Genomic DNA, 11623 nt, shown 5'->3' with positions numbered 1-11623 from the left:
GTCAGGCTGCAGCCTCCCGTGCCGGCGGCAGTTCCGCCGCGGTGAGCGGGGCGTCCGAACCGGTGAGGTACTGCACCAGCGTGGAGCGGTCGTCGAGCACCAGCCAGCGGCTCGGATCGGTGATCCGCTCCCGGCCGTCCTTGGTGGTGACGCCGAAATCGGCACGCGCCACCGTGGTTTCGGTGGTGAGCGGCACCGGAATCGCGCCGATCTTGGTGATGGCCAGAAGGGACACCGCGGCCTCCAGCTGCGGGGTCTCCGCGATCGCGATGCGGGCCCCCGGGTGGGCTCCGAGCCGCAGCAGCATGCGCGCGAGGCGGTTGCTCCAGCGATCCAGTTCGGCGTAGCTCAGTTCGCAGTCGGCGGCGGTCATCGCGATGGCGGCGGGCGATTCGACCGGCTTGCACATCGAACATCATCCTCTCGGAGGGGCGCTTGCGGTGGCGTTCGGGATGTATCTACTGTCGCCGCCGCGCGCCGTGGCCGATAGCGACCACAGTGCTGCCGGAACCCGCTCCGAGGGTGCGGATGTACCCACCCTGGGGTGGGTGGAAGATCAGCCGCCCAGGCCCTCCATGGTCTGGGAGATCATGGCGATGGAGTCGCGCGGGCTCAGTGCCATGGCCCGGAGCTGGTCGAACATCACGCCGTAGCGGCGTACCTCCGGATGGCCCTCGATGAGCTCGTCACTGGCGATGCCCTCCACGTAGACCAGCTCCGGGTCCGCGGGGTCCGGGAAGTCCAGCAGCGTGAAGGAACCCAGCATGCCCGGGTGCGCGCCGGCGTCGAAGGGCAGGATCTGCAGGATCACATTGCGCTTCTCTGTGTGCTCCAGCAGCAGGGTGAACTGCTGGAACATCACCTCCGGGCCGCCCACCAGCCGGCGGATGACGGCCTCGTCCAGCACCACCCACAGTTCCAGCGGATCGTCCTTGGTGAGCACCTTGGCCCGCTCCTGGCGCGCCCGGATCCGTTGCTCGATAACCTGATCCGAGATCTTGGGCATGGTGGTCTGGTACACCGCGTTCGCGTACGCCTCGGTCTGTAGCAGGCCGGGGATATAGGTGGACTGGAAGAACCGAGCCGAGAGCGCCTCGGCTTCGAAGTTGATGTAGGCGCCGTAGACCTCCGACACCGCATCCTCGAAAGACCGTGCCATGCCCGGGCGGAGCGCATCCACCAGCAACTGCAAGGCATCTGAACGTTGCGGCTCGCCGATGCCATACAGGTCCAGCATGGCCGTCAGGGTGCGGCGCTGGGGCCTGGCCTGAGCGGTTTCGATGCGGTAGAGGGTGGTCACGTTGATGCCGGTCTTGGCGCTGACCACTTCTTTGCTGAGCTGCGCCGTCTCGCGCATCTCGTGCAGCATCGCGGCGAGCCGCCGCAAACGGACGGTGAGCACGGTGCGCTTGCCTGCCATGACAACCCTTTCCCTTGTCGCACTTGCTAGAACGCAGTATTGCGTTCTTGCATTTGTAAGAGCATGATCCAGCTAGCCTATTCGTGAACAACCGATCCGATGACCGGTATAGCTGAATCCGGAGACCAATCATGTTGGTGCGATTAGTGATGCTGTCGGGTGCGTATAGGGAGTCTCGATGACCATGTCGATAGCCGGCGTCCTGCCGACCGCTCCGCAATTGCTCTGTGCCTTCCAGGGGAGGCGATTTCAAGATCGAGTGTTGCTACGGTCGGCGCACGCTCTCGCCGAACTGCACGAACGTCGCGGCCAGCTACGGGATCCCATGATGGTCAGCGAGATCGATTGTCGCCGCAGCGAACTCGTTGACGATATCAATGATTGGGTGGAACAGGAACTGCCGCAACACCGCAACGGCGCCACGCTGCACACCGAGAGCCTGGGCGCGGTCGTCGACCGCATGGCCCGGAGCTGGGTGGAGGCCAATCAGGTGATCGATCACGAGGGCGCGGCCAGTGATAACACCCATAAACACTGGTACCACCTGGCCGAACTGGTGGACGGCTACACTGATCTCGTAATCGACGTGGCCGGTGGCCGCCGCCGTTTACCAGAACAATGATTCCAAATGCATTGACACAATTGATGTATTGCCAACGAATCGTTGATCGTCAGCGGTGACGTCAGCCGAGTCGTGCTATCGGACCAATAGGTCGCTCGAACCGTAGGACGTCGCCCGCCCGAGACGGCGGGCGCAACGGGGCGCCCCGCCCGGCGTGCCGCGTGGTCGACTGGCGCGGCACGCCCGCCTGGATAAATCGCGGAGCGCCCCAAAACCATCCGCGCGGTTTTTGTTCACGCCATGTTTCATTCACGTGGCGGCGGATTCACAAAATTGCGGGTGTAATACGGCGTTTCACATTTCGAGGGAGGGAGTTCGTCATGAACACGGGCGAGGGCACGGCCACCGAGCTCTACCGGCGGGCCCAGGACGGCACATTCCGCCTGGAGGTGGGAGCGGCGCGTAACTGCGCCGCACACTTCCTGCGGTTCGCAGACGCACTGGACCCGCAAATCGAGCGCAGCCACGATACTCATACCCTCACCGGCTTCGGTGATTTCGACTCCGCCCACCAACTCCGGCGCGGTTTCGAACACAAGGGCCGCCAGCTCACCGAGGCCCTGACCGCTCTGCGTCACTCCGCCCTCGACATGGCCGCCGCCTACCTGCTGGCCGCCGGCCTGATCGAGGCCACCGACGCCACCTACTCGCGCACCCTGCTGGCCGCCGCCGCAGGCCTCTGAGACTTCGGGTCTTGTTGATCCCTCACCCGGAGAAGGTTGGGCCGGTATCCGCCGAACGGGTACCGGCCCAATTCTTGTCGTCCGGACCCGGCGCCAGCGGTGGACCGCCAACCCGTTCCGCCGCAGCCGATCTCATCCGTTCCCGGAGAACGCCACCGTCGTCCCCACCCCGATGATCATCGCGCCGCCAGTGGCCCCCACGGCCTCCAGCCGCCGCGGTGACCGGACGAACCACTCGCGCGCCGACGCCGCCCCGAGCGCCCACACCACATCCGAAAGCACCTGCAGCACCGGGAAGATCGCCCCCAGCACCAGGAACTGCACCGGCAGCCACCCGTTGGCGGGCACCGCGAACTGCGGCAGCACCGCCGCGAAGAACACCACCGTCTTCGGATTCGTCGCCCCCACCACGAACCCCTGCCACACCACCCGCCGCTGCGCCCCTTCCGGCACTCCCGCCCGCAAACTTTCCCCGAGCTTCCGCCGCCCCCGAATAGCCATGCCCCCCAACCAGATCAAATACACCGCCCCCGCGATCCTCACCACCAGAAACAACATTGCCCAGGCCATCAGCAACGCCCCCAACCCCACCGCCGCCCCCACCAAACACACCGCAGTCCCCGCCCCTGTCCCCGCCACCGACAACACCGCCGCCCGCCGCCCCAACACCAACGCCCGCCCCACCGCGAACATCACATTGGGCCCCGGAATCACAATCAGGATCACCGCCGCCACCCCGAATGCCACCACATGCGACACAGGCACCATCACCCCAGGGTAACCACGGTGGCCGCCGGATACGGCCGTTCTGCTCGGAAGCTGTTGGGTCAGCGGTCTTTCCAGTAGTTGTCGGGGCCTACCAGGTTGAGGATGGTGCGGGCGGAGGCCTCGAGGTTGGGTTCGAGGGAGGCATCGACTGTGAGGTTGATGTAGAGGGAGTAGGACTCGTAGAGGTAGCGGTATTCCTGGCTGCCCCAGCTGGAGTAGGTGGCCTTGAAGAGGGTGTCGGTGTTGGCTTGGCAGACGCTGGAGCCGACGCCCTGGGTGGGGCACCAGACGTCCCAGATCTGGTCCTGGCCCTTGAGGCCGTTGTAGAGGGTTTCGGCCTCGGTGTTGGAGGGGAAGGCGAAGACCTCGATGGAGGTCAGGATCTTCTCGGAGGCGTCGAGGTAGACGCCTGTCATCATCTGCTGGCACTTGTTGTTCTGCAGCGCCGTCTTCACGTTCTGCGACATATTGCTGGAGACGCAGTCCTTGGGGCCGAAGGAGCGACGGGTGAACACCACGCCCTTGCTGTCGGTGAAGCTCTGCGGCAGTAGTGCGTCCGCGGTGAACGGGGTCTTGTCGGTGGACTGCTTGTTGAGGGTGTTCTTGTCGAAGCCCGCGGTGGTGCTGGTCGGCGGGGCCGTCGTGGTCACGGTGGTGGTCGTGGAGGTGCCGGCGGCCGAGTTCTTGTTGGAGTCCTTGCCGGTGAGCACCACCGCGCCCACCGCGATGGCGATGACCAGTACCACCAGCAGGACGCCGAGGATCACCTTGAGTGCCGTGTTCGCCGAACTGGACTGCGGTGCAGTCGAATACGCCACCGGCTGCTGTGGCATGGACCAATCGCTCGGCGTGGTCGGCGAGCCGAACGTCACCGTCGGCACGGCGGGCGCACTGGCCGGCTGCCCGGCGTGCCGATCCAGCACCGCCAGCGCCTCGGGCACATAGTTCGCACCGTCGGGCGTCAGATACACCGCCCGCAGCGTGTCACTCCACTCCGTCGCGGAGGGCCGGGCGTCCGGCCCGAATCCGCCATTGCCGAAGGCCCGGTCGAACAGCGCCCGCACCCGCGGATCGAGATCGGCGGGCACCCCGGACGGCTGCCACGACGCACCGGGCGCCCCCGCCCCGGCATCCGGCAGCAACGTCCGATACACCAGCACCGCCAGGTCGTACCGATCCTTGAACCGGTCGTGGGCCGCGTCGGGCGTCGCCGGCCCGGCCGTGTCGATGACGTACGCCAGCGGCGCGGCCGGCTGCCACAGCACGTTCTTGGCGGACAGGTCCCCGTGCGCGAATTGCCGTTCCTCGAGCACCCGCGCGATGTCGCTCAGCCGGATCGCCAGTCCGGCCCGGAAATACGACGCCACTTGTCCGGGCGCGGCCCACAGCTGATCCAGGGTGCGCGGCCGCCCGTCCGGCTGCAGGAAGTCCATCGGAATCAACGGCAGCACGGTCCCGGCCAGCATCCCCTCGTGCAGCACCAGATCGATCGGCCAGTTCACCGCCTCGGCGGCATCCCCGGTGGATCCGCCCGCGGCCTCGGCGGCGAGGACGGTCTGCCGCCCGAAGAGCATGGCCTGCCGCGCCGATTCGATGGCGTCGGGACCGGTGACCGGAGTCCGGTACAGCTTGTAGAGCCGCTGCTGCCCACGCGGATCCCGGCACAGGTACTGCAGCGACCGGCTGCCCGCGGTATAGAACGGTTCGTTGTCCACGTCATAGGACTCACCGGACAACCCTGCTACGACCACCATCGAACTACCCCCGCCCGAGCAGTAACACCGACAACGCGAACGAACGCGACAACGCGGCGAGCCTAACCGTTCAACTGTCCGCCGCGCCCGGCAATAAACGCAAGACACCGCTGACCGTCCCCTCATTCGCGGTCAGCGGTGTGGTGCGGTCGACCCGAAAGCTGACCCGGCAGTCAGCGCAGTGCCGCACGACCTTTCAAGCGGCCCAGGATCACCAGGGCGAGGAGGGTGACCAGCACCAGCAGCGTGGTACTGGCCGCGGCATCGAAGACTTCGCCGCGGTCGGTGGCCGCGAAAATGGCCACCGGCAGGGTTTTCCAGGTCGCGGGGTAGACCATGATGGTCGCCCCCAGCTCACCCATGGACAGTGCGATGGCCAGCCCCGCCGCCGCGCCGAGCGCGGGCAGCAGCAGCGGCAGCGTGATCCGGAACAGGACCCGCGCCGGTCCGGCACCGAGCGATTCGGCGGCCTGCCGGTAGCCGGGGTCGAGCCGGTCCAGCGCGGCGGAGACCCCGCTGAAGGCGTAGGCCAGCACGAGCACCGTATGCGCCAGGATCACAATCCATTTGGTCCCGCCCAGCAGCAGCGGCCGCTCGTTGCAGGTGATGAGCACGCCCAGGCCGATCGCGACCGACGGCACCGCGACCGGCACATGGAACACCGCGTCGGTGAGCCGCCGCAGCCAGCCGGGCGCCTCCATCGACGCCAGCGCCGCCCAGGTGCCCAGCGCCAGTGAGAGCAGTCCCGCCAGCAGCGCGGTCTGCAGGCTCACCGACAGGCTCGCGGACTCCTCGCCCGACAGCGCCCGGGAGAAGTTCGCGAACCCCAGCTGCGAGGGCAGCGGCCCGTTCCAGCGTCCGGCCAGTGCCGCCGCCACCACGGTCGCGATGGGCGCCACGAACACCACCGCCACCACGACTCCGAACACGGCGAGCACCGCGGTCCGCCCGCGCCTGGTCCACACCAGCATGGTTCAGCTCTCCTTCCGCGCACCGGTGAGGCGCGTGAACAGCAGCCGATATCCGAGATACAGGCCGAGCGACAGCAATACCTGCACCGAGGCCAGCACCGCGGCCCCCGGCAGATCGAAGGTGACGATGCCGCGCGTGTAGATCAGCGCGGGCAGCGTGATGACACCCTTGGCCCCGGTGAACAGCACGATGCCGAATTCGTTGAGGGTCAACAGCAGCGTGAGGCTGCCGCCCGCCGCCAGCGCGGGCCAGGCCTCCGGCATCACCACCTGTGCCAGCACCCGCCACGGCGAGGCGCCCAGACTGGAGGCCACATCCAGCTGTTCGCGCGGCAGCTGCGCGAACGCGGCCAGCAGCGGCCGCACCACGAACGGCGTGAAGAAGGTGACCTCGGCGAGGATCACGCCCCAGGGCGTGCTGAGGAAGTTCACCACCGGCCGCGTACCGCCGGTGATCTGGTTGATGAACGCGTTCACCGCCCCCGCTGTCCCGTACAGGAACGTGAAGGCCAGTGTCACGAGGAAGGACGGCAGTGTCAGCACCGAGTCGATGAGCCGGCCCACCAGCTGCGAACCCGGAAACGGCACGAATGCCAGCACGATCGCCAGGAATGTCCCCAGCAGCAGGCAGCCGATCGTCGAGCTGACCGCGATGGTGACGGTGCGCAGCAGCGCATTCCGGAACGACTCTTCGGCCAGCACCGCCGACCAGGTCCCGACCCCTCGCCCGGACTTGGTCTTGGTCGATTCCAATAGCACCCGCACGATGGGATACACCGCGATCAGCAGCACCGTCAGCACCGGCGGCAGTGTCCACAGCACCGGCCGCCACGACCGTCCCGGCTCGCGAGTCCCGGGAGCCTCTGCCGCGGAAGGGGATTCGAGCAGCGCGGTCACGACGGCCTCCTGTCCCGCGCCGCGGCTGACCCTGCGACCAGCTCGGAGGCCTCGTCGGCGGTCACCGCGCGCCGTCGCGACACCGTCCGCCGTTCTTCCCGCAGCGGGCTCGATGTCACCGCGGCATAGTCGAATTCACCTGTAGCTCGACGGGCCGGCGGGGCGGTCATGCGCGGACCTCGCCGTCGGCGGCGGAGTCGGTGCCGATGCCCGGCGGGATGAGCACCCCGGCCGGGTCGGGGAAGCACACCCCGATGTGGTCGCCGGGCTCGATCTCGGTGTGGCCCAGGACATCCACGGTGAGCTCGGCGGGTATGCCCGTCACATCGAGGTGCAGCCGGGTCGAAGCGCCCTTCCAGACGCTGGTGATCACGGTGGCGCGCAGCGCATCTCGTTCGGTGAGCGGCACGATGCGCACAGTGTGCGGCCGGACGCACAACTGGGCTTCGGCATTCGGTGCCCAGTCGGGGCGTCCCACGCCGGCCGGCGGCGCGTCCGCGCGCAGCGTGTGCTCGCCGACGGTCACCAGCGCGGCGGTGCCGGAGACGTGTTCGACCGTGCAGGCCAGCAGATTCGCGCCGCCCAGGAAGGATGCGGTGAATTCGGTGGCGGGCTGCTGCCACAGTTTGTGCGCGGTATCGATGTCGACCAGCCGCGCGTCGCGCATGACCGCGATGCGATCTGCCAGCGCGAGCGCCTCGGCCTGGTCGTGGGTCACGTACAGCATCGCCGTGTCCGGCAAGGCTTTTCGCAGCTGCTGCAGCTCGCCGAGCATGTTCTGGCGCAACTGCGCGTCCAGCGCCGCGAGGGGCTCGTCGAGCAGCAGCACGCGGGGCCGGATGGCGAGCGCCCGCGCGATGGCGACGCGCTGCTGCTGCCCGCCGGACAGCTCGCGCGGCAGCCGCTGGGCGTAGGCGCCCATGCCGACCATGTTCAGGGCCTCGGTCACCCGGGCCCCGATCTCGTTGCGCGGCACACGATGTGCCTTCAGCCCGAAGGCCACATTGTCGTGCACCCGCATGTGCGGGAACAGCGCGTAGGACTGCACCACCACCCCGATGCCGCGCTTGGCGGGGGAGAGGTCGGTGACGTCGCGGCCGGCCAGCCGCACCGCGCCCGAGGTGGGCCGGACGAACCCGGCCAGCGCCTTGAGCGCGGTGGACTTGCCGGAACCGCTGGGCCCCAGGAGCGCGACCGTTTCCCCCGCGGCCACCCGCAGGTTGAAATCGGCCAGTGCCACAGTGGATTTACGGCCGCGACCGTAGGTCACTCCGACCCGGTCGAACACGATGGCCGGTTCGTCGGTGGTCTCGCCGGCCACCGTGGATGTCGTCAACGCGGAGGACATGGTTGCTGCTCCTGGGGCTGGTATCGCTAGCTACCGGTGGCCTTGGTGTAGGCGGCCACGTCGGCGTCGAGGTTGTCGAGCACGGAGGTCCAGTCGGGGTGCAGGACGGTCACGTCCTTGATGGTCGAGGTCGGCGACGGCCCGTTGCCGGTGGCCGGAGCGCTCGCCAGATCCGTGCGGGACGGGATGGCGAAGGTGTCGGGCAGCGACTTCTGCACGTCGGCCGAGAGCAGGAACTCCATCAGCTTCTTGGCCGCGTCCGAATGCGGCGCGCCCTTGGCCATGCCCATCAGGTAGGGCAGCGAGACGGTCGACTTCTTGCCGTCGGCGGACGCCGGGAAGAAGACGTTGAACTTGGAGCCGTTCTTGACGCTCTGCAGGTTCATCTGCACGTCGCCGTTGGCGATGAGGATCTCGCCCTTGTCCACCTTGGCCTGCAGCTTGCCGGTGGAGGAGGACGGGCCGACATTGTTGGCCTGCAGCTTGGCCAGGTAGTCGAGCGCGCCCTGCTTGCCCATGAGCTGCTGCAGCAGCACCAGGACCGCGGTGCCGTCACCGGCCTGGCCGGGGGTGGAGTACTGCAGCTTGCCCTTGTAGTCGGGCTTGAGCAGGTCGTCCCAGGTCAGCTTGGTGGCGTCGACCGACGGGTTGGCGATGAAGCACAGGTAGTTGCCCGCCAGGGAAACCCACTTGCCGTTGGCGTCCTTGTCGGCGGCGGCGACCGCGCCGGTGTCCACGCCGCTGGCCTGCAGCAGCCCGGACTTGTCGGCCTTCTGCATGAACGGCGGCAGGGTGACGACGACATCGGCCTGCGGGTTGGACTGTTCCTTCTCCACGCGGCTGACGACCTCACCGGAGCCGGCCTCCACCTCGTTGACCGTGATGCCGGTCTGCGCCTTGAACTTCTCGAAGACGGGCTTGTACCAGTCGCCGAGGCCATCGACGGAGTAGACGGTGACCGTCTTGCCGTCCTTCGAGTCGCTGCCGGTGCCGCCGCAGGCGGTCAGGCTGAAGGCGACCGCGGTGGCGGAGGTCAGGATGAGAGCGGTGCGGGCGATGTTGCGTGCGAGGCGGTTGTTCGAAATACGCACGGTGACTGCACTTTCAGTTCAGGGGACGGTCGAGTCGAAGACTGGTGGAATCGAAGGGATGGGGTACTCCGCCGCCCGGGCGAGGCGCGCCGGGCGGCGGAATTCTCTAGCCGCGCTCGGCCAGCAGCAGCTGCGCGAATTCGGTGACCGACGGCACCACGTGGGTCGCTCCCGCGGCCCGCAGCTGCTCCTCGGTGTGCGCGCCGGTCAGCGTGCCCGCGACGATGCGCGCGCCCGCGGCCAGGCCGGTGGCGATATCGCTGGACGTATCACCCAGCACCGCAACGCGATCCACGGCGTCGGCCTCCAGCCGCAGCACGGCGGTGAGCACCATGTCGGGGTAGGGGCGGCCGCGCCCGGCGTCGGAGGGCACCAGGGCCAGATCGGCGATGTCGTTCCAGCCCAGCGCGTTCAGCAGCCTGTCCTGGGTCTCGCGGCTGAACCCGGTGGTCAGCGCCACCTTGATGCCAGCCGCCCGCAGCGCCGAAATGGCCTCCGCGGCACCGGGAATCGGGTTCACGCCCGCGTCGGCGAATTCCGCGTAGGCGGCCTCGAAGGCGCGGTTGGCCAGCTGGGCGCGGTCCTCGTCGCCGAGCAGGGTGCGGAAGCACCAGATCTTGGACTGGCCCATGGTGTCCCGCACGAAGGTGCGGGCCGCCTCGCGCTCCGGGCCCGCGGCGGGCACGCCCGCGGCGGTGATGGCCGCCTCGAACGCCCGCTCGACCAGTCCGTCGTCGGCGACGGTGGTGCCCGCCATATCGAGGACGGCGAGTTCGATCTGCTTGTCGGACACGGTGATTCCTTTGGTCGAGGAGGTCTCAGAGCGAGAGGAGGTCGGCGGTCTCTTCGCCGAGGGCGGGGCCGAGCGTCATGCCGCGGCCACCCGGACCGGTGACGACCCAGACGCCGTCGGCCGCCTGCGCGCGGGTGACGATGGTGCCCGGATCGATGGACTGGCTGTACACGCCCGCCCAACGCCGCACGATCGGCGGCAGCTTGCGGCCCAGCAGTTCCTCCATCACGCCGGTGAGGTGCTCGTAGGGGGCCTCGTCCACGTCGAAGGTGAACGGCTCGTCGTACTCGTGGGTGTCGCCGATGGTGAGCCCGCCGTGCAGGCGCTGCACGGCCAGCAGCTGCATCTTGTGCTGGGCGGCCGTGAACGGCTGCGCCTCTTCACGATTGAGCCGGTCCAGCTCCGGGCCGGCGAAGGCCGGGTAGTAGCGGAAGCTGTCGCCGTCGGCGATGGCGGTGGTGAGCGGTTCGCCCAGGGGAGCGGTCTGCATCATCTGCAGCCGCACCCGGCGCACCGGAATGTCGCCCACCAGTTCGCGGGTCAGGCCGGTGTGCGCGGCGCCCGGGCAGACCAGCACCAGATCGCCCTCGTGGCGGCGGCCGCGGTCGTCGATCACGGTGGTGCCGGTGACGGCGCGGGCCTCGGTGCCGGCGAAGAAGGCGTAGCGTTCAGTGGCCTCCATGTAGCGCCGCAGGGCGGGCAGCGCCTGCCGGGACTCCACGGCGGCATCGGTCGAACAGTGCAGGCCCGCAAGGAATTTGCCGCGCAGCGCGGGGTTCAGCGCGCGCACCCGGTCGACGTCGAGCAGTTCGAAGCCGCGTTCGGCGGCCGAGGGGTGGGCCGCGGCGGCCTCGGCCACCGCGAGCTCGTTCTCCGAGCGCACCAGCGTGAGGGAACCGGCCGCGCGGAAGCCGACGCCGGGGACCTGGCCGCCGATCTCCTCCCACAGCTGCCGCGAGCGCAGGGTGAGCTCCAATTCGTGTGCGCTGCGCCCCGATACCCACACCAGACCGAAGTTGCGCACGGTCGCGCCGCGGGCTTCGACCTCGCGCTCGAGGTGGACGACGTGGTGGCCGCGCCGGATGGCGGCCAGAGCGTGGGCGGTACCGAGGATCCCTCCGCCGATGATGACCATTCGCATGGGAATCATCCTGAGCAATGGTCTAGACCTACGAGTGTTTCGTGTGGAAACGGTAGGTTAATAATTGGTATAGACCAATCCTGTGTAGGCTGGGGTCATGGACACGAGGGAGGCTGCCGGGGTGGAAGACCAGGT

The 11623-nt window shown here is 68.3% G+C and carries 12 protein-coding genes; 2 read left to right on the top strand and 10 right to left on the bottom strand.

Annotated features, from left to right (window positions below):
* Position 1: 1 nt before the first annotated feature.
* Together ACFXKA_RS15400 and ACFXKA_RS15395 are read right to left on the bottom strand one after the other, a co-directional pair.
* A complete protein-coding gene (locus tag ACFXKA_RS15400; RefSeq protein WP_379427691.1) occupies positions 2–409 on the bottom strand; it encodes an AMP-binding protein in 408 nt (135 codons plus the stop codon).
* Between the two features lie 147 nt (positions 410–556).
* Positions 557–1420, bottom strand: coding sequence for a helix-turn-helix transcriptional regulator (locus ACFXKA_RS15395; protein ID WP_354837607.1), 864 nt, complete (start codon positions 1418–1420; stop codon positions 557–559).
* Between the two features lie 262 nt (positions 1421–1682).
* On the opposite strand from ACFXKA_RS15395, the gene ACFXKA_RS15390 reads away from it, so the two are divergent.
* A complete protein-coding gene (locus tag ACFXKA_RS15390) occupies positions 1683–2042 on the top strand; it encodes a DUF4254 domain-containing protein (RefSeq protein WP_379427810.1) in 360 nt (119 codons plus the stop codon).
* Between the two features lie 320 nt (positions 2043–2362).
* Entirely contained in the window at positions 2363–2725 is a 363-nt protein-coding gene (locus ACFXKA_RS15385; protein WP_379427690.1) for a hypothetical protein, read from the top strand.
* A gap of 132 nt (positions 2726–2857) precedes the next feature.
* Here ACFXKA_RS15385 and ACFXKA_RS15380 read toward each other — a convergent pair whose 3' ends face one another.
* The 8 genes from ACFXKA_RS15380 to ACFXKA_RS15345 form a co-directional block, all read right to left on the bottom strand.
* Complete coding sequence (locus ACFXKA_RS15380; protein WP_379427689.1) at positions 2858–3493, bottom strand: LysE family translocator; 636 nt, start codon at positions 3491–3493, stop codon at positions 2858–2860.
* Positions 3494–3552: 59 nt separating this feature from the next.
* Positions 3553–5247, bottom strand: a complete 1695-nt coding sequence (locus tag ACFXKA_RS15375) for a hypothetical protein (protein ID WP_379427688.1) — start codon at positions 5245–5247, stop codon at positions 3553–3555.
* A 173-nt stretch (positions 5248–5420) separates the two neighbouring features.
* On the bottom strand, positions 5421–6218 hold the full coding sequence (locus ACFXKA_RS15370; RefSeq protein ID WP_379427687.1) for an ABC transporter permease subunit: 798 nt from the start codon (positions 6216–6218) through the stop codon (positions 5421–5423).
* Positions 6219–6221: 3 nt separating this feature from the next.
* On the bottom strand, positions 6222–7115 hold the full coding sequence (locus tag ACFXKA_RS15365) for a 2-aminoethylphosphonate ABC transporter permease subunit (RefSeq protein WP_379427686.1): 894 nt from the start codon (positions 7113–7115) through the stop codon (positions 6222–6224).
* A 166-nt stretch (positions 7116–7281) separates the two neighbouring features.
* A complete protein-coding gene (locus tag ACFXKA_RS15360; RefSeq protein WP_379427685.1) occupies positions 7282–8463 on the bottom strand; it encodes an ABC transporter ATP-binding protein in 1182 nt (393 codons plus the stop codon).
* Positions 8464–8489: 26 nt separating this feature from the next.
* Complete coding sequence (locus ACFXKA_RS15355) at positions 8490–9554, bottom strand: 2-aminoethylphosphonate ABC transporter substrate-binding protein (protein WP_379427684.1); 1065 nt, start codon at positions 9552–9554, stop codon at positions 8490–8492.
* A 106-nt stretch (positions 9555–9660) separates the two neighbouring features.
* On the bottom strand, positions 9661–10347 hold the full coding sequence (locus tag ACFXKA_RS15350) for a phosphonatase-like hydrolase (RefSeq protein ID WP_379427683.1): 687 nt from the start codon (positions 10345–10347) through the stop codon (positions 9661–9663).
* 25 nt (positions 10348–10372) lie between these two features.
* Positions 10373–11488 (bottom strand): TIGR03364 family FAD-dependent oxidoreductase, encoded by a 1116-nt coding sequence (locus tag ACFXKA_RS15345; RefSeq protein ID WP_379427682.1) that lies wholly within the window; start codon positions 11486–11488, stop codon positions 10373–10375.
* Positions 11489–11623 lie beyond the last annotated feature (135 nt).

This window comes from Nocardia sp. NPDC059228 (assembly GCF_042754245.1).
In the GTDB taxonomy this organism is placed as follows: Bacteria; Actinomycetota; Actinomycetes; order Mycobacteriales; family Mycobacteriaceae; genus Nocardia.
The sequence above is the reverse complement of the archived record's forward strand: the minus strand, read 5'-3'. Positions and strand labels throughout refer to the sequence as shown.

What these genes read in the sequence shown, in the direction of transcription:
- ACFXKA_RS15400 (WP_379427691.1), bottom strand. Translation starts at nt 409, where the DNA reads ATGTGCAAGCCGGTCGAATCGCCCGCCGCCATCGCGATGACCGCCGCC.
- ACFXKA_RS15395 (WP_354837607.1), bottom strand. Translation starts at nt 1,420, where the DNA reads ATGGCAGGCAAGCGCACCGTGCTCACCGTCCGTTTGCGGCGGCTCGCC.
- ACFXKA_RS15385 (WP_379427690.1), top strand. Translation starts at nt 2,363, where the DNA reads ATGAACACGGGCGAGGGCACGGCCACCGAGCTCTACCGGCGGGCCCAG.
- ACFXKA_RS15380 (WP_379427689.1), bottom strand. Translation starts at nt 3,493, where the DNA reads ATGGTGCCTGTGTCGCATGTGGTGGCATTCGGGGTGGCGGCGGTGATC.
- ACFXKA_RS15375 (WP_379427688.1), bottom strand. Translation starts at nt 5,247, where the DNA reads ATGGTGGTCGTAGCAGGGTTGTCCGGTGAGTCCTATGACGTGGACAAC.
- ACFXKA_RS15370 (WP_379427687.1), bottom strand. Translation starts at nt 6,218, where the DNA reads ATGCTGGTGTGGACCAGGCGCGGGCGGACCGCGGTGCTCGCCGTGTTC.
- ACFXKA_RS15360 (WP_379427685.1), bottom strand. Translation starts at nt 8,463, where the DNA reads ATGTCCTCCGCGTTGACGACATCCACGGTGGCCGGCGAGACCACCGAC.
- ACFXKA_RS15345 (WP_379427682.1), bottom strand. Translation starts at nt 11,488, where the DNA reads ATGCGAATGGTCATCATCGGCGGAGGGATCCTCGGTACCGCCCACGCT.